We start from the raw sequence: 23,848 nt of genomic DNA, 5'->3' as shown, positions 1-23,848 counted from the left end.
AAACCAGCCCAAGGTCGCTGAGCATGGGGACAACGTCTACCAGAAGGAGCCCGCACAGAAAAATCACGGTGAAAGCAGAGTTGCTGCGTCCCGCGAACGGATCAAGACCCGTTTGTCCAGAGATTCCCTAAAGAAATCTACGATGAAATCGTTTTCGCCTATTGAGTCAATATTAACTAGATGACCTCCAAGGCTGATGGCATTATTTTCAGCAGACCTCCAATCTCTTTCAGTGGTTGTAAGTGTATAAAGACTATTGGCTCGAATTAAGGGAGCACTGCCTGCGTACTGACCACCCGGGAGATCGCCAGTATTACCATTGTCAACTCCCTCATCGATAACAACAGAATTTGTCGTTCCAATCTGTTGCGTGAGTCCAGCATCAGAATAGACAGAGACCTCAAAAATCTCTCCAGAGTCAGTATCAACCTTTAGGGAATGCTGAATATCTAGCTTGCCCTGCTGAATGGTGCCAGAACCACTCAAAGTACCTGATAAAAGATCATCACCTGTGATTCCTGAAATTTGCCACCATACCTGAGCACCTTTTGCAAGGTTTCCTGATGTCTGATTACCCGCATTAAGATTGATGGAAGTTGTGAAAGATCCTGCGCCTTCTTTGACTTCACCTTGGCGTGTTATAGCAAGGGTTAGGGGGATTTCTGCGATTCCCCTTTTATAGCCACCCGCACCGCTGTTCCCGTCATTCGACGCCGTAAACCACCTTCCACCTTCACCAATGCGCGCATAGTCAACCAATCTTCGCTCATCTGGATGCCCTTGATGCCAATTTTCATACGAAGTGACCTCACCACTAGACCATTGATATCCCCTTCTCCAGCCAATCCATAGGTTCGACCCAAATCTAGTAATCCAAATATTTTCAGCTTCATCATTTATTGTTGCCAAATGTCCACCCAGCTCAACAGAATATGCTTCCGAGCTTGTCCAGTCTGATTCGATTGTATATATAAAGGTTATTGCCGCGAATTGCTGGAGTAGCCATAAGAATCAACCCACTCAAGAAGGACTAAAGAAATCAGGACCAGCAAAAGCACCCATATGCATTGCTGCATTGCTGCATTGCTGCATTGCTGCATTGCTGCATTGCTGCATTGCTGCATTGCTGCATTGCTGCATTGCTGCATTGCTGCCAAATCTAACCCACTTCCTTCAGCGTCCCTTAAGACCCTCAGCCCAATGCCAGTAGTCCCAAACACAAGACTGCAACTGGGATCCTAAGCCCCAAGACCTCGAAGGGACCTGCGGCACTCTGCTGCAACTGCCCTCAAGGTCTTGTGCCTCCGGATTCCTTCAGACCCCTACTGGCTTATGCCAATCCTGCATAAGGTCCCAATACCCCTAAGGAACCAGTCCTCAACCCACTGCCCAGAAGCCTTCTACCCCTCAAAGACGCTCCACCTACGTCTTGGCTCCCCTCAGCCTCCGATTAGCCACAACCCAAGCCACTCCCTGCCCTTCCCCTACCCCTCCAAGACCACCCCTCAACCAGCCAAGACCTCAGGCGGATGCTGCGCCAACACCTGCTTGAGATATCGCCCCGTGTGGCTGGTGGGATGGGCTGCCACCTCCTCAGGCGTTCCCGTCACCACGATCTCGCCACCCTTATCACCTCCATCAGGACCGAGATCCACGATCCAATCGGCACAACGGATCACATCGAGGTTGTGCTCGATCACCAAGATTGAATTGCCCTTGTCCACCAGCCGCTGCATCACATCCATCAGCTTGTGCACGTCGTAGAAGCTGAGGCCCGTGGTGGGCTCATCGATCAGATAGAGGGTTTTGCCGGTGGCGCGCTTGGAGAGCTCGGTGGCCAACTTCACGCGCTGGGCCTCACCGCCGGAGAGGGTGGGCGCCGGCTGGCCCAGCTTCACGTAGCCGAGACCCACATCCACCAGAGTGCGCAGGCGATCGGCCGCCTGGGGAATGGCGGAGAACACATCGGCGGCCTGCTCCACCGTCATCTCCAGCACATCGGCGATGGTGTGGCCCTTGTAGGTCACCTGCAACGTCTCACGGTTGTAGCGGGCGCCCTTGCACACATCGCACTGCACATACACATCGGGCAGGAAGTTCATCTCAATCACGTTCACACCCTGGCCGCTGCAGGCCTCGCAGCGCCCACCCTTCACGTTGAAGCTGAACTGGCCCACCTGGTAGCCGCGGGCCTTGGCCTCCACCGTGGCAGCGAACACCTGGCGGATGGGATCAAAGGCCCCCGTATACGTGGCGGGGTTGGAGCGGGGCGTACGGCCAATCGGTGATTGGTCGATCACGATCACCTTGTCGATCGCCTTGATGCCCTTGAGATCCCCCAGCCCCGTGGGGAAAGGCACCTTCATGCCGAGCTTGTGCTCCAGGGCCGGGTGGAGCAGCTCATTCACCATGGTGCTCTTGCCGCTGCCGCTCACCCCGGTCACGCACACCAGCCGCCCCAGGGGGATCTCCACGTTGAAGCCGGAGAGGTTGTTGCGCTCGCAACCCACCAGCGCGATCTTGCGGCTGCCGCTGATGCGGCGCTCGGCGGGGGTGGGGATGGCACGGCGCCCACTCAGATAGGCGCCGGTGAGCGACTCTTCAGCCTCCAGCAGGGTCTGCAGATTGCCCTCAGCCACAATGTGGCCGCCATGCACGCCGGCACCCGGGCCGATATCCACGATGTAATCGGCGGCGCGGATCGTGTCCTCGTCGTGCTCCACCACGATCAAGGTGTTGCCCAGATCCCGCAGCTTCACCAGGGTGCTGAGCAAGCGATCGTTGTCGCGCTGGTGCAGGCCGATGCTCGGTTCATCCAGCACGTAGAGCACACCGGTGAGGCCGGCTCCGATCTGGGTGGCCAGGCGGATGCGCTGGGCCTCGCCACCGGAGAGGGTCATGGCGGGGCGATCGAGGCTGAGGTAATCGAGCCCCACATCCAGCAGGAATTTCAGGCGCATGCGGATTTCCCGCAACACCAGATCACCGATCTGGATCTGGCGTGAGTTGAGCAGCGGTTCGGCACCCTCGCTGGCCCCCACCCCCATCAACGACTCAATCCGCCGCAGGCTCTCACCCACGCTGGTGCTGGTGAGCTCATGGATGGCATAGGGGCCCACCCGCACAGCCAGGGCCTCCGGCTTGAGCCGCAACCCGGCGCAGGTGCCACAGGGCACCAGCTCCAGAAATTTCTCCAGCTTCTGGCGCACCGATTCACCGCTGGCATCCCGCAGCTGGCGCTCCAGGATCGGCAGGATCCCCTCAAACGGCCGCTCGTAACTCTGCGATTTGCGGTAACGGCTATCAGCCTGGATCGCAATCGGCTCCTTGGAGCCATGCAGCAGCACCTGCTGCTGCTCGCTGGTGAGCTGATTCCAGGGGGTCTTGATCTCGAAGCCGAAGGCCTCGCCCACCGAATAGAGCAGCGAGAAGTAATAGGAGTTGTCCTTCTCGGCCCAGGGGGCCACGGCGGCATACACCGGCAGCGCAGGATCGGGGATCACCCGCTCCTCGGTGAACTTGCGCAGGTGGCCGATGCCGTGGCAATCGGCGCAGGCGCCATAGGGGCTGTTGAAGGAGAACAACCGCGGTGAGAGCTCCTCCATCACGGCGCCATGCACCGGGCAGGCGAAGTTCTCGGAGTAGAGGCGCTCCTTCTCCACCCCTTCGGGGAGCTCCTCATCGGCCTTGGGCACCACCTCCACCAGGGCCAGGCCATCGCCGCGCTTGAGGGCCGTGCGCAGGGAATCGGTGAGCCGCTCCTGGATGCCCTCCCGGGCCACCAGGCGATCCACCACCACCTCGATGTTGTGGGCGTGGTTCTTGTCGAGCTCGATGTTGTCGGCCAGCTCGCGCACCTCGCCGTTGATGCGCACCCGCGCAAAGCCCTCGGCCACCAGGCCCCCCAACAGCTTCACGTGGGTGCCCTTCTTGCCCCGCACCACCGGCGCCAGCAGCTGGTAGCGGGTGTTCTCCGGTAGGGCCAGGATTTGATCCACCATCTCATCGATGGTCTGGGGCCGGATCGAGCGGTCGCACTGGGGGCAATGGGGCTCCCCGGCGCGGCCATAGAGCAGGCGCAGGTAGTCCTGAATTTCCGTCACCGTGCCCACGGTGGAGCGCGGGTTGTGGCTGGTGGACTTCTGATCGATCGAGATCGCCGGCGACAGCCCCTCAATCGCATCCACATCGGGCTTGTCCACCTGCCCCAGGAACTGGCGGGCATAGGCCGACAGGCTCTCCACGTAGCGGCGCTGGCCCTCGGCGAAGATCGTGTCGAAGGCCAGGGAGCTCTTGCCGCTGCCGCTCACCCCGGTGAACACCACCAGCCGGTTGCGGGGGATGGTGAGGTCAACGTTCTTGAGGTTGTGCTGCCGGGCCCCGCGCACCCGGATCACATCCTCCAGGGAGCCGCCACTGAGCAGCCGGCTGCCCTGCTGCTGGGCGGCTTTTTCGTTCACGGTCTGGGGGAGATCCCTGGCTGCAGCGGTGCTCTTGGCGCGGGGCATGCAGCCGGATCGTGAACCGCCGAGTCTACGGGCGCCGCGATGGCAGGAGGATTAACCCAGGGTGTTGATGGCCCTGGCCAGGATCAGGATGAACACGCTGATCATCGCCAAGCTGTGCAGCATCTGAATGGCCTTGAGCGAGGGGCCCACCACGGCATGGCCATCGGGGGGGCCCAGCGAATTGCTGGCGATCACGGTGAAGAACAGATAGTCGAACCAGCCCGGTAACCAGCGCCGCTGGCCCAACAAGCGCTCCTCCAGATCCTCTTCAGGAAACAGCACCCCGATGGGAATGCCGCCATCGCTGCGGTCCCGCAGGGGCGCATCAAAAAACCAATACCAGAACAGAAAGAGCCCGTTCACGGCCAGATAGAGCTCCAGGGATTCAGCCAAGAGCAGGCGGGCACTCAGCTGCAGGCGCACCATCGCCAGGTTCACCGCCAGCAGATGCAGCAGCAGCTGGGCACTAGCGAGCAGCCCCAGGGCCAACAGCCAGGGCCGGCTCAAACTCCGCCGCTGCCAGCGGCACCAGAGCCCGCCACAGCCCAGCAGCAACAGCCACAGAGGTGCCAGGCCAAAGCCCAGCTGCCCACCCAGCAGGGTGGTGCACAACACCGAGAGGGCCAGGCAGGCCAGGTAGGGCCAGGTGCTGCTCAGGGGACCCATCAGGCCACCCGTTTGCCCAGCAGGCTGGCGGCGTAGCTACGGGTTTCACCGGAATCCCCGCCGGCCAGTTCGGCCAGTTCGGCCTCGCGGGCCTGAGTGTCCCGCAGTTGGGACACCTGGGTGTGGGTGATGCCCTCCAGCACCTGCTTGGACACCCGAAAGTGATGGTCAGCCGCTGCAGCCACCAGGGGCTGGTGGGTCACGCAGAACACCTGGCGCTGCTGGGCCAGCCGCTGCAGCAAGGCGGCCATGGCACCGCTCACCCGGCCGCTCACGCCCGTATCAATCTCATCGAACAGCAGGGTCACGTGGGGATCCGCCGCGGCCAGGCAGGTTTTCAGCGCCAGCAGGAAACGGCTCATCTCGCCGCCGGAGGCCACCTCGGCCAGGGGGGCCAGGGGCTGGCCGGGGTTGGCGGAGAACAGGAACTGCACCGCATCGGCCCCCTCGGCGCCGGGAGGTGCGGGCTCGATGGCCACGGCAAAACGCACATTGGCCAGGCCCATGGGCCGCAAGGCCTCCATCAACTGCTGCTCCAGCGCCGTTGCGGCCTGCTGGCGGGCGCTGCTGAGGGCGCCATTGGCGCGGTCGCGGCACTGGCGGGCGGCAGCCTCACCGGTCTGCAGGGCCTCAAGGCTGGCCTCGGCCCCACCGGGGGCCAACTGCAGCCGCAGCTGGTCCCGCAGCTCGATCAACGCGGCGAGGTCGCGGCCATGGCGGCGTTCGAGGGCCTTGAGCTGGGCGATGCGCTCCTGCAGGGCCCCCAGGCTCTCGGGATCACTCTCGAGGCCGGCGCCATAGCGCTCGAGATCACGGACCAGATCCTGCAGACCTGCCAGGCCATCACTGCAGCGGCTGCGCAAGGCCGCAACGCCAGCGTCAAGGACCTCCATCTGGCTCAGTTCCTGCTCGCAAGCCGCCAGGTGATCCAGGGCGGAAGGGGCCTGTTCCGCCCCCTCCACCAGCCGGCCGAGCAGGGTCATCACGCCCTCCTGCAGCCGCACCCCATGGGCGAGGCGGTTCTCCTCCTGCTCGAGCCGCTGGCGCTCGGCAGGGTCGTCAAGGCGGGCAGCCTCCAAATCCTCCAGCAACTGCTCCTGGCGCTGGCGCTCCTGCTGCAGCTGCAGCCAGGAGCTGCGGGCCAGCTCTAGGGCCGCCGCCGCCCGCTTCCAGGCCCGGTAGGCCTCAGCCACGGGCTCCAGCGCCGGCTGGAGGGCGGCACCACCAAAGCGATCCAGCCAGTGGCGCTGCTGGCCGGGCCGGGCCAGCTGTTGGGTTTGTCCCTGCACGGTGAGATCCAGCAGCAGGGGCCGCAGCTCCTGAATCTGGCCGCGGTTCACCGCCACCCCATTGAGCCGATGGCGACTGTTGAGCCGGCCGTCACCGAGGCGCCATTCTCGGCTGAGCAGGATCTCCGCCTCATCGGCCTCGAGCCGCTGCTGCTCCAGCCAAGCCTGCAGCGGCGGGGTGAGCGAAAAACTGGCTTCGATCAGGCCGCGATCCTGGCCCTGGCGCAGCAAGCGGCTGGCAGAGCCCCCGGCCGTGCCGCCCAGCAGGGCATCTAGGGCATCCAGCAGGATCGACTTACCGGCGCCGGTTTCCCCGGTGAGCACCGTGAAGCCACCGCTGAAATCGAGCTGCAGCTGCTCGATCAGGGCAATGTTGTGAAGGCGCAGACCGGTGAGCACAGGCGCATCCGGTTACCGGATGGGTGACCGGGCCGACCGTAGCGGCAGTCTCTTTCGTTTAGAAGGGGACCAATCCGTGAATGGGCTGCGGCCCCGGCGCCATGGCCAGCGCGCATCCTGAATCAGCAACCGTGGTGGCCGAGCTGGAGGGCCCGGCAGAGATCTGTACAGGCCGTACAGATCTCCCGGACACTGGCGAGACAGCCACCGCTCCCCCCGCGTCCAGCGCCGACCTGAGCGACTTCATCGAGGCCTCCGGCCTGCTCAGCTACGACCCGGCCGCCATCACCCGCATCTACGCGGGCCATCCCCAACGGCTGATCCGGCGCCTCTGGCAAACCCTGGTGCCCATCGGCCTCTATCTCCTAGGGGTGGGGTTCGACTGGCTCACCGGCGAACTCAAGAACGGCGACCACGCCAAGGCCCGGGCCAAGGAAGCCGCGGATCTGGTGGCCTCCCTGGGCCCCGCCTTCATCAAGGCCGGCCAGGCCCTCTCGACTCGGCCGGACATCGTGCCGCCACTGCTGCTGGATGAACTGGCGGGCCTGCAGGATCAACTGCCCGGCTTCGATTCCACCCTGGCCATGGCCTGCATCGAGGAGGACCTCGGCGCCCCGATCCACACCATCTATGCCGAGCTGGAACGGGAGCCCATCTCCGCCGCCTCCCTCGGCCAGGTGCACAGGGGTGTGCTGCTCAACGGCGAGAAGGTGGCCGTGAAGGTGCAGCGCCCCGGCCTACGGGAGCAGATCACGCTCGATCTCTACATCGTGCGCAACATCGCCGCCTGGCTCAACCAGAACGTGGGGTTGATCCGCTCCGACCTCGTGGCCCTGATCGATGAGCTGGGCAAGCGGGTGTTCGAGGAGATGGACTACTGCAACGAGGCCTCCAATGCCGAGGCCTTTGCAGCCCTGCACGCCCACAACCCCCGCATCGCCGTTCCCCGCATCTACCGCCATGCCACGGCCCGGCGGGTGCTCACCATGGAATGGATCGATGGGGTGAAGCTCACCAACCTCGAGGCGGTGCGCCAGCTGGGCATCGACCCCGACGACATGGTGACGGTGGGGGTGAACTGCTCATTGCAACAGCTGCTGGAGCACGGCTTCTTTCACGCCGATCCCCACCCCGGCAACCTGCTGGCCCTGCCCGATGGCCGCCTGGCCTACCTGGATTTCGGGATGATGAGCGAGGTGAGCCGCGAGAGCCGCACCGGCCTGATCCAGGCAGTGGTGCACCTGGTGAACCGCAATTTCGGCAAGCTCAGCAAAGACTTTGTGAGCCTCGGCTTCCTGGCGGAAGACGTGAACCTTGAGCCAATCGTGCCGGCCTTCGAAGGCGTGTTCGGCCAGGCCATGGAGATGGGCGTCAGCCGCATGGACTTCAAGGCTGTCACCGACGACCTCTCGGGGGTGATGTATCGCTTCCCGTTCCGGGTGCCGCCCTACTACGCCCTGATCATTCGCTCCCTGGTCACACTGGAAGGGATCGCCCTGAGCGTGGATCCGGACTTCAAGATCCTCGGCGCCGCCTACCCCTACTTCGCCCGCCGGCTGATGGAAGACCCCGATCCCCAGTTGCGCAACAGCCTCAAGGAAATGCTGTTCGATGGCGAGATCTTCCGCTGGCAGCGACTCGACAACCTGATCAGCAGCGCCGCCAGCGGCGCCCAGCTGGATCTCGATGGCTTACTGGATCAGGTGCTGGATTTCCTGTTCTCGCCCAAGGCCGGCCTGCTGCGCAACCAGCTGGTGGAGGCTGCGGTGAACCAGATGGATGCCCTGGGTTGGCAAACGGCCCTGCGCCTCAGCCAGCGGCTACCCCGGCCCCTCCAGCCCCCCGGCCTGCGGGACCGCGGCCCCATCAGCAGCAGCGATCTGGAACTGCTCTCCCTGGAGCCGATCCAACGGCTGGTGGGGATCCTGCAGCAACTGCCGGGCTTCGAACCGCAGCTGCTGCTCAAGCGGCTGCCGCGGCTGCTGCAGGAAAGCGAGCTGCGCCAGATGGGCCTGGCCCTGGCCCGTGGCCTGGCCGAGCGGAGCATGGTGCGGCTGGTGCGCGATGTGCTGGTGAGTCCGGCCGTTCGTTGAATCGGCCTACTGTTCAGAGCATGCAACGCAGCCGATCAGCCATGGCCATGCCCAAACGCCAGCGTCTGGCTGCAGCCCTGCTGGGCCTCAGCCTGGCGGTTGGCGGTGGAAGCCCGGCAGCCATGGCCGCCGAGAACCTGGTGTTCGTGAGCGGCGCCTTCCGGCGCTCCATCTCCGTGGCCGACATGGAGTATCTAGCTCAAACCGGCCAGGCCCGCGGCCTGCTGTCCGATGTCCTGGCCATCGCCAAGCAGCAGCCCCAGGAGATGGCGAAGCTGCTGAAGATGGAGCTGAGCCTGCCAATCGTGCTCACCAGCCGCCTGCTGAGCACCCGCATCGGTGAGGCAATCCTGGCGCGGGTGGGCCGGATCGTGTACCCCCTCAAAGCCAGTTCTGTGGGGGTTCCGGCCCTCCGAGCCGCCGTGATCAACGGCCTGGCCCAGGGCGATGGCCGCCTCTCCGCCATCGGCTTCCTCAAGGCCTACCCCACCGACGAGATGGAAGTGAGCATTCCGGCGTTGCTGGCTGTCCTGAAGAAGGCCAGCTCGGTGAGCGAGTTGGTGAAATTCTTCTCCGAATCCCCCCTCGACGGCCTGCGGGGTTCCCAGGGCCAGGCCGGTGACACCCCAGCGCAGAAACAGGGCTCCTGATTCCGGATTGAAACCTGCGCCTTAGATTCAGTTTCAGCCTTCCCCTGCGCCCGTGCCCCTGCTGCCCTTCAGACGCCGCCCGGCCATGCAGGACTGGCCGGGCCTGATTGAGGGCTACCGCCGCTGGCTGCCGGTGTCGAACAAGACACCCGTGATCACCCTGCGCGAGGGGGCTACACCGCTGATCCCGGCACCGGTGATCGCCGAGCGCATCGGCAAGGGCGTGAAGGTGTTCCTCAAATACGACGGCCTCAACCCCACGGGCTCCTTCAAGGACCGGGGCATGACCATGGCCATCAGCAAGGCCAAGGAAGCAGGCTCGGAGGCGGTGATCTGCGCCAGCACGGGCAACACCTCGGCGGCCGCGGCCGCCTATGCCCGCCGCGGCGGCATGCGGGCCTTCGTGCTGATCCCCGATGGCTACGTTGCCCAGGGCAAGCTGGCCCAGGCCCTGCTCTATGGCGCCGAAGTTCTGGCCGTAAAGGGCAACTTCGACCGAGCCCTAGCGATCGTGCGCGAGGTGGCTGAGCAGTATCCAGTGACCCTGGTGAACTCGCTCAACCCCTACCGGCTGCAGGGGCAGAAAACAGCCGCCTTCGAGGTGGTGGATGCCCTGGGCGAGGCCCCGGACTGGCTCTGCATCCCTGTAGGTAACGCCGGCAACATCAGCGCCTACTGGATGGGCTTCAACGAATACAAGGCGGCCGGCCACAGCCGGCGGCTGCCGCGAATGATGGGCTTCCAGGCCGCTGGATCCGCACCCCTGGTACTGGGCCACACGGTGGAGCATCCCGACACCATTGCCACCGCGATCCGGATTGGCAACCCAGTGAACCGGGAAAAGGCCCTGGTGGCCCGCAGCGAGAGCAACGGCGATTTCATGGCCGTGACAGACGCGGAGATCATCGACGCCTACAAGCTTCTGGGCAGTGGCGAGGGAGTGTTCTGCGAACCCGCCAGCGCCGCCTCCGTGGCCGGCTTGATCAAGCGGCGCGATGAAGTGCCCGCCGGCGCCACGGTGGTGTGCGTGCTCACGGGCAATGGCCTCAAGGATCCCACCACCGCCATTGAGCACAACGATTCCAAGTTCCACACGGGGCTCGACCCCGATACAGCCACCGTGGCCCAGGTGATGGGCTTCTAAGGCCCCAGCCGCCACCGCATCCGAACCCGAATCAGCCCCGCAGTGCAAAGCACTGCGGGGCTTTTTGCTGGCCGCCATCACTGGCCTGGCGCCACGAAAACAGCACAACCACCTCACAAACCGTCTGTCCACAACCTGGGGAAACAGGGGCCGGCGAACCGGGAAAACCACAGGTCAAAAACAGCCGTCGATCAAGGCCCGTTTTCCCCAGGGTCGGGAAACCGTGGAAAAGCGGGAGCAGGCCGAAAGTCCGCCAACGTTTTCCGCAGCCTGAGGAAACAAAAACCCTTTGCCTGCAATGGGTTTAACAGCTTTTGCCTGTTTTCCGCAGGGCCTACGACTACGGATTTAGGTTTTGATTAAAAAGAATCCAAATCCGTTTAACCGCAGGTTGGGGAAACGCGGGGAATCCGTTCGTTCAGCCCCGTTGCGCTTCGGGGCGGCTTGTGGAAGCGTGGGGGGCCGTTCCGGTACGCCATGAAGCTGGTCTGCTCCCAGGCCGAACTCAATGCCAGCCTTCAGCTGGTGAGCCGGGCTGTGGCAGGTCGTCCCACCCATCCGGTGCTGGCCAACGTGCTGCTCACGGCCGATGCCGGCACAGGCCGCCTCAGCCTCACCGGGTTTGATCTCAGCCTCGGGATCCAAACCAGCCTGTCCGCCTCGGTGCAGAGCAGCGGTGCCATCACCCTGCCGGCTCGTCTCTTTGGCGAAATCGTGTCGCGGATGCCTGGCGACAGCCCCATCACCCTCAGTTGGGAAGACGGCAGCCAGCAGGTGGAGCTCACCAGCCAGTCGGGCAGTTACCAGATGCGTGGCATGCCTGCCGACGACTTCCCCGAGCTGCCCCTCGCGCAGAGCAGCACGCCGATCAAGCTGGATCCCGAGGTGCTCGTGAAGGGCCTGCGGGCCACCCTGTTCGCCAGCAGCGGCGATGAGGCCAAGCAACTGCTCACCGGTGTGCACCTGGGTTTGGACGATCAGGGCCTGGAGTGCGCTGCCACCGATGGTCACCGCCTGGCAGTTCTACGGTTGCAAAACACGGGAGCCGGTCAAGGCAGCGTGGACGTCACCGTGCCGGCCCGCTCCCTACGGGAACTGGAGCGCCTGCTCTCGGCCCGCTCCGGCAGTGATCCGGTGAGCCTGTTCTGCGACCGCGGTCAGGTGGTGTTCCACTGGGCCGATCAGGTGCTCACCAGCCGCAGCCTCGATGGCGCTTACCCCAACTATCGCCAGCTCATTCCCGAGAGTTTTGCCCGTAGCTTGAAGCTGGATCGCAGGGCCTTCATCAATGCCCTCGAGCGGGTGGCGGTGCTGGCCGATCAGCACAACAACGTGGTGAAGATCACCAGTGATCCCAGCGCCGGCCAGCTGGCCATCAGCGCCGACGCCCAGGATGTAGGGAGTGGTTCGGAAGCCCTGGCCGCCGAGGTGAGCGGTGACGCGATCCAGATTGCCTTCAACGTGCGCTACGTGCTGGAGGGCCTCAAGGCCATGGCCACCGAGCGGGTGGAGCTGCGCTGCAACGCCCCCACCACACCGGTGGTGCTGGGCCCCATCGACGAGGCGGACTTCACGTATCTGGTGATGCCCGTGCAGATTCGTAGCTGAGGCGCACGGGATCCTTGGCTTTGCCAGAGCAGTTGCTGCTGAGTGATCTCCTGCGCCGCCGGGTGCGCTGCGAGCAGGGCCTCGAGCATGGCGCGGGTGCTGTGGCCTGGATGCACCCCCCGGTGCATCGGTTGTTGGGCTGGATCAGCAAGCCCTCGGCCTTTGGCGATCGTCGCGAAGCCTGGCGGCTCAACCAGCTGCGCGGCCTGGCGGAATTGGAGCTGTATGTGCAGGGGGAGGGAGCAGCCACGGATCTCGCCACCGTGGAGCGTCTGCCCACCTTGATCGATGCGGCCCTGGTGGCGCGTCATGGTGAGGTGATCGGCAGCGTGGCCGATGCCGCCGTGGAGCTCAGCAGTGGCCGGATCCTGCACTACCTGGTGTCCCGCAGTGATCCCCGCCTGCCCGGCAGCAGCCGCTGGCGCCTGAGCCCGGACAGGATCCTCGATCAACAACCCGGCCAGGTGTTCACTGGCCTCAACGCTCTCGACGACCTGCCCCTGGCCAAGGCCAGTGTGCGCCAGGAGTTCCTGCGTCGTTCCCGCCGCTGGCGCGACCAGATGCAGGAGGAAACCTCACGTCTCCGCGATCAGTTCCAGCAGGCGGGCGATCGCTTTGAGGAGCGGCTCGAGGGCTGGCTGGAGGAACCCGAACCACCGCGCGAGCGCTGGGACCCCCACGAGGAGGACTGGGACATCAGGCCCGAGACGGGCGATTCAGACCGCCGCCGCCGCCGGCCCACGTCGTCGCCTCAACCGCCGGCGGAAGAGGAAGATCCCTGGTTCTGAGGCGGTGAGTCGCTCGGCGAGACTGGAGGGATCTCGCCCAGCTGCACGTGGTTGCCGCCTCTTTCGACGCACCGGCCTATTCGGTTCCCGAAGCCCTCAAGAAGGAAAACCTCAGCCAGGCCGACTACGACGAGATCTGCCGCCGCCTCGGTCGCGCTCCCAACCGGGCGGAGCTGGGCATGTTCGGGGTGATGTGGTCGGAGCACTGCTGCTACCGCAACTCGCGACCGCTGCTGCAGGGCTTTCCCACCACTGGGCCGCGCATCCTGGTGGGCCCCGGCGAGAACGCCGGCGTGGTGGATCTCGGTGAGGGCCAGCGCCTGGCCTTCAAGATTGAGAGCCACAACCACCCCTCGGCAGTGGAGCCGTTCCAGGGCGCGGCCACGGGTGTGGGTGGCATCCTGCGCGACATCTTCACCATGGGCGCCCGGCCCATCGCCTTGCTCAACGCCCTGCGTTTTGGCCCCCTGGAAGACGAGCGCAACGTGGGCCTGATGGAGGGCGTGGTGGCCGGCATCGCCCACTACGGCAATTGCGTGGGCGTGCCCACCGTGGGTGGGGAGGTGGCTTTCGACCCCAGCTACTCCGGCAACCCGCTGGTGAACGCCATGGCCCTGGGGCTGATGGAGACCGAGGAAATCGTGTGCTCCGGTGCCGAGGGGGTGGGCTATCCAGTGGTGTATGTGGGCAGCACCACCGGCCGTGATGGCATGGGCGGCGCCAGCTTTGCCAGCGCCGAGCTCACCGAGGCCTCCCTCGATGATCGTCCTGCCGTGCAGGTGGGCGACCCCTTCCTGGAGAAGGGCCTGATCGAGGCCTGCCTGGAGGCTTTCCAGAGCGGTGATGTGGTGGCCGCGCAGGATATGGGCGCCGCCGGCCTCACCTGCAGCTGCTCGGAGATGGCCGCTAAGGGCGGCCTGGGCATCGAGCTGGATCTCGATCGTGTACCCGCCCGCGAGGCCGGCATGACCCCCTACGAGTTCCTGCTCAGCGAATCCCAGGAGCGCATGTTGTTTGTGGTGAAGCCCGGCACGGAGCAGGCGCTGATGGAACGCTTCAGCCGCTGGGGTCTGCAGGCGGCCGTGGTGGGCCGCGTGCTGGAAGACAACATCGTGCGCGTACTGCAGCACGGCCAGGTGGCGGCCGAGGTGCCTGCCAGCGCCTTGGCGGACGACACCCCCATCAACCACCACACGCTGATCAGCGAACCCCCGGCCGAGATCCAGGCCCACTGGCGCTGGAGCGAGGCCCAGCTTCCCGTGGCGAGCGCGGCGGGCATCACCCCGGCGGGCGGCAGCTCCATCAGCTGGAACCAGGCCCTGCTCGAGCTGCTCGACGATCCCACCATCGCCTCCAAGCGCTGGGTGTACCGCCAGTACGACCACCAGGTGCAGGCCAACACCGTGGTGCTCCCCGGCGGCGCCGATGCGGCCGTGGTGCGGCTGAGGCCCCAGCAGGGTGAGGGCTCCATGGCGGTCGCCACCCGCGGCGTGGCGGCGGTGGTGGACTGCCCCAACCGCTGGGTGGCCCTCGACCCCGAGCGCGGCGGCATGGCGGCCGTGGCCGAAGCGGCCCGCAACCTCAGCTGTGTGGGGTCGGAGCCCCTGGCCGTGACGGACAACCTCAATTTCCCGTCTCCCGAAACCCCCACGGGCTACTGGCAGCTGGCGATGGCCTGCCGCGGCCTCTCGGCCGCCTGCAGCGCCCTGGATACGCCGGTCACCGGCGGCAACGTGTCCCTCTACAACGAGACCCGCCTGCCCGATGGCCGCATGCAGCCGATCCACCCCACCCCCGTGGTGGGCATGGTGGGCCTGGTGCACAACCTGGAGCACGTGCGCGGCCAGGCCTGGCGCGAGGCGGGCGATGGGATCTGGCTGTTGGGGGTGCCGCTGGAAACAGGCGAGGCTCCAACCGATTCGCGCCTGGGCCTGGCCGGCAGCAGCTATCTGGAGCGGCTGCATGGAGCCGTTACGGGGCGCCCGCCCGTGATCGATCTGGCGCTGGAGCGCTCGGTGCAGGGCTTCCTGCGCCAGGCGATCGCCGCCGGCCTGGTGCGCTCCGCCCATGACCTCAGCGATGGCGGCCTGGCCGTGGCTGCAGCGGAGTGCTGCATGGCCGCAGCGGCCGCCGGTACGCCCCTCGGCGCCCACCTGGAGATCCCGGCCAGCAGTGCTCGGCTGGATCGGCTGCTGTTCGCCGAGGGCGGCGCCCGCATCCTGGTGACCGTGGCGCCGGCCCACACGGCGGCCTGGCAGCAGGCCCTGGAGGCCGCTGCGGTGCCGGCCCAGTGCCTGGGCGTGGTGGAGGCCGATGATGAGCTCTCGATCAGCCAGGCCGGCAGCACCGTGCTGCAGTTGCCGATCGCCCAACTGCGCGAGTGCTTTGAGCAGGCCATTCCGCGGCGCATGGGCGTGGATCTGCCCCCCAGCGCCTGAGGGGCCGGCGCCGATGCACAATGCTGAAAGCAACCTGAAGGTGGGATCGGCCGTGACCGACGTGCAGCCCGACTCCCGCCTGATCGCCAGCGACACCATGCCGGAGCGCCCCGACAAGCCGGAGGAGGCCTGCGGTGTGTTTGCGGTGTTGGCCCAGGGTCAACCGGTGGCCAACCTCACCTACTTCGGCCTCTACGCCCTTCAGCACCGCGGCCAGGAGTCGGCCGGGATTGCCGTGTTCGATGCGGCCCACAAGGTGCGCCTTCACAAGGACATGGGCCTGGTGAGCCAGGTGTTTGACCAGGACGTGCTCGAGCGCCTCACCGGCCACCTGGCCATCGGCCACAACCGCTACTCCACCACCGGCAGCAGCAAGGCCTGCAATGCCCAGCCGGTGGTGCTCAACACCCAGCAGGGGCCCTTTGCCCTGGCCCACAACGGCAATCTGGTGAACGCCGGTGAGTTGCGCCAGGCCATTGCCGCCGACACGCCGGAAGTTCAGTTCACCTCCACCACTGATTCCGAGCTGATCGCCTTTGCGCTCCAGCATGCCGTGAACAGCGGCCTGGCCTGGGATGCGGCGATTCGCGAGGCGGCTAGCCGTTGCCGCGGCGCCTTCAGTCTGGTGATCGGCACCCCCGAGGGCCTGTTTGCCCTGCGGGATGGCCATGGCATCCGCCCGCTGGTGTTCGGCCACATGGGCGAGCAGAGCGAGGCCCAGTGGGTGGCCAGCAGTGAATCCTGCGGGTTGGACATCATCGGCGCCAGCTACGACGGCGACGTGGAGCCCGGCGAGATCATCCACTTCCGCCTGGGGGACCCCACCCCCAGCCGCAGCCGCTGGTGCGAAGAGCCGGCCAAGCTGTGCGTGTTCGAGATGATCTATTTCGCCAGGCCCGACAGCCGCTTCTTCGGCGAATCGCTCTACAGCTATCGGGTGCGCATCGGCGAGGCCCTGGCCCGCGAAACCCCTGTGGACGCCGACATCGTGATCGGCGTGCCCGATTCCGGCATCCCGGCCGCCATCGGCTACTCCCAGCTCAGTGGCATCCCCTTTGGCGATGGCCTGATCAAGAACCGCTATGTGGGCCGCACCTTCATCCAGCCCACCCAGGCCATGCGCGAGGCGGGCATCCGCGTGAAGCTCAACCCGCTGCCGGATGTGCTTGCGGGCAAGCGGGTGGTGGTGATCGACGACTCGATCGTGCGCGGCACCACCAGCCGCAAGCTGGTGGCCGCCCTGCGCGATGCCGGTGCCACCGAGGTGCACATGCGCATCAGCTCGCCGCCTGTCACCCACCCCTGCTTCTACGGCATCGACACCGACACCCAGGACCAGTTGATCGCCGCCCGCCTCACCCTCGAGGAGATCGCCGCGCACCTGGGCGTGGATTCCCTGGCCTATCTCAGCAAGCAGGGCATGGTAGATGCCGCTCAGGCCAATTCCGCCAACTTCTGCACCGCCTGCTTCGATGGCGCCTACCCAATCGAGATGGATGAGAGCGTCAGCGGCAGCAAGCTGATGTTGGAGCCCAAGGGGATCGCCGCCAAGCTCTAGAACCGGCTCACACCGGCGCTTCTGTGCCTTGGGCTTGATGCACTACCGCACCGCCCAGGCCAAACGCGGCATGCACGGCTTGGAGGGCCCGAATACCGTCGGCCTCCGGCACCACGCAGCTGGTGCGGATCTCGCTGGTGGCGATCATCTCGATGTTGATGCCGGCCTCCGCCAGGGAGCGGAACATGCGAGCGGCGGTGCCGGCCGTGCAGGGCATGCCGGCTCCCACCGCGCTGACGCGGGCGATGGCCATGCCCTCCTCGAAGCTGGCGCCCAGCCATTGGGCCAATAGGGGTTGCAGGGCGGCCTGGGCCCGTTGCAGGTCGTCGCGCTTGAGGGTGAAGCCCATATCTCGGCTGAGCTGGTCGCCGCGGCCGTGGGTGCGCTCGGATTGCACGATGGCATCGAGGCTGATGCCGGCATCGGCCAGGGTGCGGCACACGGCCGCGGCGGTGCCGGGTTTGTCTGGGATGCGGCGCACGGCCACCTGGGCCTGATCGCGATCGAGGGCCACGCCGCGCACCTCCGGCTCACCGGCGCCGGCCGGGGCGGGATTGTGGCGCAGCTGCTGATCGTGCAGTTCGAAGCAGTGGGCCGCGGCCTGCAGGGCCTTGGCTCCCTGATGCCCGGCCACCAGGCAGCTCACCTTCACCTCGCTGGTGGCGATCAGGCGCAGGTTGATGCCCCCCTTGGCGAGGGTGTCGAACAGGCGCGCGGCCACCCCGGGGCGGCCCATGATGCCGGCGCCGGAGATGCTCAGCTTCGCCATCCCAGCTTCGGTGCTGAGGGTGGCGTCAGCGGCGGCCGGTCCCATGCTGGCCAACAGCTCGCGGCACACCAGCTGGGCCCTCTCCAGCTGGGCCTCGGCCACCGTGAAGGCGATGTCGTTGGAGCCCCCTTCATGGGTGGCCTGCACGATCAGGTCCACGTTCAGGCCCGCGGCGGAGAGGGCCTCAAACAACTGGGCCGCCACCCCGGGCTGATCGGGCACATGGGCCAGGGCTAGCACCGCCTGGTGGGTTTCTAGTTCGGCGCCATCCACGGGCTTGCCCAGTTCCAGCCCTTCGCCGCTGCCGCGCCGGCTCGTACCGTCGCTGGTCAGCAGGGTGCCCGGGGCCTCACTCCAGCTGGAGCGCACCACCAGGGGTACGCCGTAGTTGCGGGCGATCTCCACGGCTCGCGGGTGCAGCACGGCCGCCCCGAGGCTGGCCAGCTCGAGCATCTCGTTGCAGGTGATCGTGGCCATCAGCTGGGCATCGGCCACCTTGCGTGGGTCGGTGGTGAGCACCCCCGGCACATCGGTGTAGATCTCACAGGCGTCGGCGCCGAGGGCAGCCGCTAGCGCCACCGCGGAGGTGTCGGAGCCACCGCGGCCGAGGGTGGTGATCTCGGGGGTGCCGGAGAGGCCGCTGCTGGTGCCCTGGAAGCCGGCCACCACCACCACGTGGCCGTCGTCCAGCAGACGCCGCAGGCGATCGGTGCGCACCTCGAGGATGCGGGCTCGGCCATGGGCCGATTCGGTCACGATGCCCACCTGGGGACCGGTCATCGACACGGCCGGAACGCCTTGGGCGTGCAGGGCCATGGCCAGCAGCGCGATCGACACCTGCTCGCCGGTGCTGAGCAGCATGTCCATCTCCCGCTGGGGGGGATCGCCGCTGATGGCGCGGGCCAAACCGGTGAGTTCATCGGTGGTGTGGCCCATGGCCGACACCACGATCACCAGGTCGTTGCCGGCGTTGCGGCACTGGGCGATGCGCTGGGCCACCGCCTTGATGCGCTCCACATCCGCCACGGAGGTGCCCCCGAACTTCTGTACCAGCAGGGCCATGGCGGAGGGGCGCCCGGGGTGGCGCGTAGACGGCGTTGATCGCCGATTTTCCTATGCCGCCGGTCAGCTGCTGGGCAACAGGAAGCCATCGCGGAAGGCATCGCCGGGATCGGTGCCCCGCTTGAGGGCGGCCTCCACCTCCAACAGCCGGGCCAGCAGCGTCAGGAAGGTGCCGGGCCGCCGGCCCCGGATCTGCTTGCGCATCACGTAGATGCGCTTGGGGTTGCCGATGCCGGCGGCCTTGGCGATGGCGGTCACGTCCTGCTCGCCCTGTTGATCCAGCAGGCTCACCCACAGCCAGCCGCGGATCTGACTCGACAACGCCGCCACGATCCGCAGGGCCGGCTCGTTGGCCAGGATCAGGGCATCCACCAGGGCAATGGCCTCCGCCGGTTGGCCCGCCAGCAGGGCATCCCCCACCTGCAGGCTGGTGGTGGCCTGGCTGCCGATCAGGGCCGCCACCGCCGCGGGGGTGATCGCTGCACCTTCCCCCACGAACAGGGCCAGTTTCTCCAGTTCGCTAGCCAGGCGGGCACTGTCGCTGCCGATGGCCTCCGCCAGGGCCTCGGCGGCAGCTGGCTCCAGCCGCAGGCCCAGCTCCCGGGCCGTGCGGGCCACCAGCTCCACCTGGCCGGCGCCATCCCACACCGCCGGCAGGGCAAAGCTGCGCTCCGTGGCCTGGCCGGCCTTCACCAGCTTCTGCAGGGCCTTGGTGGTGCGCAGGCGTCCATCGGGCTTGCCCGCATTCACCAGCAGCAGGTGGCATTGATCCGGGATCAGCTCCAGGCAGGCCTCGAAGGCGTCGGCCAGCTCGGCCGGGCACTGGTTACAGAACGGACTGCGCTGTAGCAGCACCACCCGATCCCCCGACCCGAAGGGCGGTGTGCGCGCCTCAGCCAGGGCCTGGGCCGCCTGGCTGGCCTCGTTGCCGTCGAGGCGGGTGAGGTTGATGCTCTGCCAGGCGGGATCGCACGCCTGGTCGATCAGCGTGTCCACGGCGCGCTGGCGGGCTGCCTCGTCGTCGCCCCAGTAGAGGTGAATCGGCATCAGGGCAGGGGCTGCCGGCGGGCTGGGATCACGGGCGCAGGGCGCTCGGCACGGGGAGATGGTCAGTCTGCGCCAGGTGGGGGTTGTCGGTCACCATCACGGCCGCCTGGCCCTGGGCGATGCCCTGCAGCAGGGGTCCCAGGTATTTGCCAGTGCCCTTGGCATTGCAGAGGAAGGCCACCAGGGCGGCCACCCGCTCGAGCAGTTCCGGCAGGCGGCGCCGGGCCGCCTCCACCCCAATCGGTTCCATGGGTGCAAGGTGTGTGGAGGTGCTGGTGAGGCCACACCCCCCGCCCGCTCCATCCCTCGTGACGGCTCCCGTTTTGTCTGAACCCGCCACCAATCCGCTCGCCGCCGCTGATTGCCCCAACAGCCTCGATCACCCGATCTTCAGCGAGAGCATCCGGTTGATTCGGGCCGCCCTTGAGCCGGAGGCGGCGCTGCAGGGGCTGAGCCCGATCCAGCAGGACGTGGTGCTGCGGCTGGTGCACAGCAGCGGCGATCTCAGCCTGGTGCCGGCGGTGCGCTTTTCGCCGGGGGCCTGTGAGCAGGGGGCCCAAGCCCTGGCCTCCGGGGCGGTGATCCTCACGGACACGGCCATGGCCGCCGCGGCCGTGCAGCCCATGGCGCGGCGCTGCTTTGGCAATGCCGTGCGCTCCGTGCTCGACTGGGCCCCCGAGCGGGCACCCCAGGACAGCACCCGCACGGCGGCGGGCATGGCCCAGGCCCTGGTTGAGCATCCTGGCGCGTTGGTGCTGATCGGCAGTGCCCCCACGGCCTTGGAGGTGCTGCTGGAGTTGGTGCACACAGGCGCCACAGCGGCGCCGGCCCTGGTGATCGGCATGCCCGTGGGTTTTGTGGGGGTGGCGGAGAGCAAACGCCATCTGGCCGAGAGCAGCCTGCCCCAGATCCGTCTGGAGGGAAGCCGCGGGGGGGCCGGCCTGGTGGGGGCCGCGGCCAATGCCCTGCTGCGCTGGGCCTGGCTCAGGCAGCCGCCGACTTGATCGGTGCTGGTTGCGTTGGTTTCAGGGAGTTGTCCAGTCCCACCACCACGTGGCTGTTGGCCTCGATGCGGCTAAGCACCTGGCGGGCCCGCAGCACCACCGCCGGGGGCACCCCCGCTAGCCGGGCGGCCTCGATGCCGTAGCTGCGGCTGGCGCCGCCATCCACCACCTTGTGCAGGAACACCAGATCGTTGCCGGTTTCCTCCACCAGCACCTGGCGGTTGGCCACGTTGGGCAGCAGCTCCGCCAGCTCGTTGAGCTCGTGGTAGTGGGTGGCGAACACCGAGCGGGCCCGGATGCCCAGGCCATCGCCTCCGGCCAGGTGTTCGGCCACGGCCCAGGCGATCGAGAGGCCATCGAAGGTGGCGGTGCCCCGGCCGATCTCATCGAGCAGCACCAGGGAGTGCTCGGTGGCGTGGTGCAGGATGTTGGCGGTTTCCGCCATCTCCACCATGAAGGTGGATTGGCCGGCGGCCAGGTCATCGCCTGCCCCCACCCGGGTGAAGATGCGATCGGCGATGCCGAGGCGCGCAGACCTGGCGGGAATCCAGCTGCCGATCTGGGCCATCAGCTGCAGCAGGCCCGTTTGGCGCAGATAGCAGCTCTTACCGCTGGCGTTGGGGCCCGTGAGCACAATCAGGTCGGGATGATGCTCAGCGGTGGCCCCGACCCCTCCGAGGGCGATTGAGTTGGGGGTGAAGGGCTGTTCCACCAGCAACTGTTCCACCACCGGGTGCCTGCCGGCCTCAATCACGAGTTCGCGCCCGGCACTCATCTCCGGGCGGCAGTAGCCGCTGGTGGCCGCCACATCTGCCAGCGAGGCGAGGGCATCGAGTTCTGCCACCAGCCGGGCGGCGGCACGGATCGGGCCGGCTTGTTTGCCGATCTGGCTGCGCAGCGTGCAGAAGAGTTCGTATTCGCGCTGGGCGGCGCGGGCCTTGAGCTGCAGGATGCGCCCTTCGCGGCCCTTGAGCTCGGGGGTTATGAAGCGCTCCTCGTTGGCGAGGGTTTGGCGGCGGATCCAGTGCTCCGGCACCGCGGCGGCCTTGGCCTTGCTCACCGCCAGGAAGTAGCCGAAGGTGCGGTGGTACTGGAGTTTGAGGGTGCTGATGCCGCTGGCGCGGCGCTCGGCCGCCTCCTGTTGGGCCAGCCAGGTGTCCTGGTCGTCGAGCTGGTTGCGCAGGCCATCGAGCTGGGCATCCACGCCGTCGTGAATTAGGCCCCCCTCGCTGAGGCTGAGGGGTGGCGTTTCCAGCAGGGTGTGGCGCAGCAGGGCAGCCAGCTCGGCCAGCTCCGGCCAGGGGCGGGCTAGGCAGGCCAGGGGCGCACTCTCGGCCTTCGCCAACAGCGCCGCCAGTTGCGGCAGCCGCTCGAGACCATCGGCCAGGGCCACCAGGTCCCGGGCAGAGGCGGTGCCGGCCCCCGCTCGCCCCGCCAGGCGCTCGAGATCGCCCATCGGCCGCAGCAAGCGGCGCAGGGCTAGCCGCAAGGAGCGTTGGCCCACCAGTTCACCCACACCGTCCTGTCGGGCTGTGATGGCGGCGATGTCCACCAGGGGGGCTTCGATCCAGCGGCGCAGGCAGCGGCCGCCCATGGCGGTCATGGTGCGGTCGAGCGTCCCGAGCAGAGAGCCGTGCAGGGTGCCGCCCAGTTGGGTTTTGGTGAGCTCCAGGTTGCGGCGGGTGGCGGCATCGAGCACCAAATGGTCGCCGGCGTGCCAGGTGGTGGGCAGCTCCAGGGGGATGGCGCTGCCGGGTTGCGTGTCGTCGAGGTAGCGCAGCAGGCCCCCGGCCGCCCGTAGGGCCAGGGGGGCCTCGGCCAGGCCCAGACCATCGAGGCTGGCCAGGCGGAAGCGCTTTAACAGGGTGGCGCGGGCCTCAGGCGTGGCAAAGGGGGTGCGCGGCAGGGGCGTGAGCCGCAGCCCTTCCGGACACCAGGCAGGGCTGGCGGCGCTGCTCTCGGGCATGGGCCACAGCACCTCGGCCGCCTCCACCTGCAGCAGTTCCTGGTGGAGCTGATCGCTGCCCTCCCGTTCCGTGACGCGGAATTCGCCCGTGCTCACATCGGCCACTGCCAGGCCCCAGCAGCCAGCGCTGGAGCCCTCGCCCTCCAGCACCACGGCGCAGAGCCAGTTGTTGCGGCGGGCGGCGAGCATGCCCTCCTCCAGCACCGTCCCGGGGGTGAGCACGCGGGTGATGTCCCGCTTGAGCAGGGCGCCCTTGCTGGCGGGGCCCCGGGTGGACGCCTCCTCCAGCTGGTCGCACAGGGCCACGCTGATGCCGCGCCGCACAAGCTCGCCGCAGTAGCGCTCGGCGGCGTGGTGGGGGATGCCCGCCATGGGCACCCGGCCCAGGGCTTTGCCGGCTTCCTTGCCGGTGAGGGTGAGCTCCAGCAGGCGCGAGAGCTGGATGGCGTCTTCGAAGAAGCACTCGAAGAAATCGCCCAGCCGGTAGAGCAGTACCCGCTCGGGGTGGGCCCGCTTCAGCTCCACGTAGTGGCGCAGCATCGGCGTGAGCTGCTCCGGCTCCACCAGGGCGTGGTGATGCCAGGGGGGGAGGTCGTTGTCCGCTGCCGTTGCACCCTCGTTGTTGTCTGAAGCGGCGGGCTCCGTCGCGATTTCAGCGCGGGGTTGGCGTTGCCGGGGGCGGGCGGCGGCATCGGCCGCGAGGTCTGCCGCCTCCAGCTCCTGCGGTGGTGGTTCGGGTTGCGGCTCCGGCTCCAGGCCGAACAGGCTGCCCTGCAGGGCCAGCTCTGGCTGCTGCTCGTGGGGCGCGGCCACAGGCTGGGTTCCGGCGGGGTGTCTGATCGTAAGGGGGGTGCTTTGT

Annotated in this window: 16 protein-coding genes; 8 read left to right on the top strand and 8 right to left on the bottom strand. The window is 66.9% G+C overall.

From position 1 onward, the window contains the following. Window positions 1-63 precede the first annotated feature (63 nt). From KBZ14_RS05120 to recN, 4 genes are all read right to left on the bottom strand, one after another. Window positions 64-909 carry a C-type lectin domain-containing protein gene (locus KBZ14_RS05120; protein WP_255117226.1) on the bottom strand — a complete coding sequence of 282 codons (846 nt, stop codon included), beginning with the start codon at window positions 907-909 and terminating at the stop codon, window positions 64-66. 596 nt (window positions 910-1,505) lie between these two features. Continuing rightward, window positions 1,506-4,508, bottom strand: coding sequence for an excinuclease ABC subunit UvrA (uvrA, locus tag KBZ14_RS05115; RefSeq protein ID WP_255117225.1), 3,003 nt, complete (start codon window positions 4,506-4,508; stop codon window positions 1,506-1,508). 51 nt (window positions 4,509-4,559) lie between these two features. Beyond that, on the bottom strand, window positions 4,560-5,174 hold the full coding sequence (locus tag KBZ14_RS05110; RefSeq protein ID WP_255117224.1) for a hypothetical protein: 615 nt from the start codon (window positions 5,172-5,174) through the stop codon (window positions 4,560-4,562). After that, complete coding sequence (gene recN, locus KBZ14_RS05105; RefSeq protein ID WP_255117223.1) at window positions 5,174-6,862, bottom strand: DNA repair protein RecN; 1,689 nt, start codon at window positions 6,860-6,862, stop codon at window positions 5,174-5,176. Before recN ends, KBZ14_RS05110 begins: the two co-directional genes overlap by 1 nt. A gap of 101 nt (window positions 6,863-6,963) precedes the next feature. Between recN and KBZ14_RS05100 the strand changes: the two genes are divergently transcribed. The 7 genes from KBZ14_RS05100 to purF all read left to right on the top strand — a co-directional run bounded on the left by KBZ14_RS05100 (window position 6,964) and on the right by purF (window position 17,141). Further along, window positions 6,964-8,955 carry an ABC1 kinase family protein gene (locus tag KBZ14_RS05100; protein WP_255117222.1) on the top strand — a complete coding sequence of 664 codons (1,992 nt, stop codon included), beginning with the start codon at window positions 6,964-6,966 and terminating at the stop codon, window positions 8,953-8,955. Between the two features lie 47 nt (window positions 8,956-9,002). Continuing rightward, the gene (locus tag KBZ14_RS05095; RefSeq protein WP_255117221.1) at window positions 9,003-9,605 is read left to right on the top strand and encodes an alpha/beta hydrolase; all 603 of its coding nucleotides are present in this window, start codon (window positions 9,003-9,005) and stop codon (window positions 9,603-9,605) included. Window positions 9,606-9,690: 85 nt separating this feature from the next. Continuing rightward, entirely contained in the window at window positions 9,691-10,749 is a 1,059-nt protein-coding gene (gene thrC, locus KBZ14_RS05090) for a threonine synthase (protein ID WP_255117237.1), read from the top strand. Window positions 10,750-11,226: 477 nt separating this feature from the next. After that, window positions 11,227-12,357, top strand: coding sequence for a DNA polymerase III subunit beta (gene dnaN, locus KBZ14_RS05085; RefSeq protein WP_255117220.1), 1,131 nt, complete (start codon window positions 11,227-11,229; stop codon window positions 12,355-12,357). 14 nt (window positions 12,358-12,371) lie between these two features. Further along, a complete protein-coding gene (locus KBZ14_RS05080) occupies window positions 12,372-13,145 on the top strand; it encodes an RNA methyltransferase (protein WP_255117219.1) in 774 nt (257 codons plus the stop codon). 47 nt (window positions 13,146-13,192) lie between these two features. Then, window positions 13,193-15,583, top strand: a complete 2,391-nt coding sequence (gene purL / locus KBZ14_RS05075; RefSeq protein WP_255117218.1) for a phosphoribosylformylglycinamidine synthase subunit PurL — start codon at window positions 13,193-13,195, stop codon at window positions 15,581-15,583. 13 nt (window positions 15,584-15,596) lie between these two features. Next, the gene (gene purF / locus KBZ14_RS05070; RefSeq protein WP_399210294.1) at window positions 15,597-17,141 is read left to right on the top strand and encodes an amidophosphoribosyltransferase; all 1,545 of its coding nucleotides are present in this window, start codon (window positions 15,597-15,599) and stop codon (window positions 17,139-17,141) included. 7 nt (window positions 17,142-17,148) lie between these two features. Here the strand turns inward: purF and KBZ14_RS05065 are convergent, their stop codons facing one another. The 3 genes from KBZ14_RS05065 to KBZ14_RS05055 all read right to left on the bottom strand — a co-directional run bounded on the left by KBZ14_RS05065 (window position 17,149) and on the right by KBZ14_RS05055 (window position 20,269). Next, window positions 17,149-18,972 (bottom strand): aspartate kinase, encoded by a 1,824-nt coding sequence (locus KBZ14_RS05065; protein WP_255117217.1) that lies wholly within the window; start codon window positions 18,970-18,972, stop codon window positions 17,149-17,151. A 63-nt stretch (window positions 18,973-19,035) separates the two neighbouring features. After that, window positions 19,036-20,019 carry a DNA polymerase III subunit delta gene (gene holA, locus KBZ14_RS05060; protein ID WP_255117216.1) on the bottom strand — a complete coding sequence of 328 codons (984 nt, stop codon included), beginning with the start codon at window positions 20,017-20,019 and terminating at the stop codon, window positions 19,036-19,038. A gap of 28 nt (window positions 20,020-20,047) precedes the next feature. Further along, window positions 20,048-20,269: a hypothetical protein gene (locus KBZ14_RS05055; protein WP_255117215.1), complete on the bottom strand. Its 222-nt coding sequence runs from the start codon at window positions 20,267-20,269 to the stop codon at window positions 20,048-20,050. A 73-nt stretch (window positions 20,270-20,342) separates the two neighbouring features. Between KBZ14_RS05055 and KBZ14_RS05050 the strand changes: the two genes are divergently transcribed. Next, complete coding sequence (locus KBZ14_RS05050; RefSeq protein ID WP_255117235.1) at window positions 20,343-21,023, top strand: precorrin-8X methylmutase; 681 nt, start codon at window positions 20,343-20,345, stop codon at window positions 21,021-21,023. On the opposite strand, the gene mutS is transcribed toward KBZ14_RS05050, so the two are convergent. Then, window positions 21,004-23,802: a DNA mismatch repair protein MutS gene (gene mutS, locus KBZ14_RS05045; RefSeq protein ID WP_255117214.1), complete on the bottom strand. Its 2,799-nt coding sequence runs from the start codon at window positions 23,800-23,802 to the stop codon at window positions 21,004-21,006. The genes KBZ14_RS05050 and mutS overlap by 20 nt on opposite strands. Window positions 23,803-23,848: the final 46 nt, after the last annotated feature.

Origin of the sequence: Synechococcus sp. HJ21-Hayes, from assembly GCF_024345835.1 — a bacterium.
GTDB lineage: Bacteria > Cyanobacteriota > Cyanobacteriia > PCC-6307 > Cyanobiaceae > Vulcanococcus.
The sequence above is the reverse complement of the archived record's forward strand: the minus strand, read 5'-3'. Positions and strand labels throughout refer to the sequence as shown.

Coding starts and splice junctions, on each gene's coding strand:
- thrC (WP_255117237.1), top strand. CDS start 9,691: ATGCAGGACTGGCCGGGCCTGATTGAGGGCTACCGCCGCTGGCTGCCG.
- KBZ14_RS05095 (WP_255117221.1), top strand. CDS start 9,003: ATGCCCAAACGCCAGCGTCTGGCTGCAGCCCTGCTGGGCCTCAGCCTG.
- KBZ14_RS05055 (WP_255117215.1), bottom strand. CDS start 20,269: ATGGAACCGATTGGGGTGGAGGCGGCCCGGCGCCGCCTGCCGGAACTG.
- holA (WP_255117216.1), bottom strand. CDS start 20,019: ATGCCGATTCACCTCTACTGGGGCGACGACGAGGCAGCCCGCCAGCGC.
- purF (WP_399210294.1), top strand. CDS start 15,597: ATGCACAATGCTGAAAGCAACCTGAAGGTGGGATCGGCCGTGACCGAC.
- uvrA (WP_255117225.1), bottom strand. CDS start 4,508: ATGCCCCGCGCCAAGAGCACCGCTGCAGCCAGGGATCTCCCCCAGACC.
- KBZ14_RS05065 (WP_255117217.1), bottom strand. CDS start 18,972: ATGGCCCTGCTGGTACAGAAGTTCGGGGGCACCTCCGTGGCGGATGTG.
- KBZ14_RS05110 (WP_255117224.1), bottom strand. CDS start 5,174: ATGGGTCCCCTGAGCAGCACCTGGCCCTACCTGGCCTGCCTGGCCCTC.
- KBZ14_RS05100 (WP_255117222.1), top strand. CDS start 6,964: ATGGCCAGCGCGCATCCTGAATCAGCAACCGTGGTGGCCGAGCTGGAG.
- dnaN (WP_255117220.1), top strand. CDS start 11,227: ATGAAGCTGGTCTGCTCCCAGGCCGAACTCAATGCCAGCCTTCAGCTG.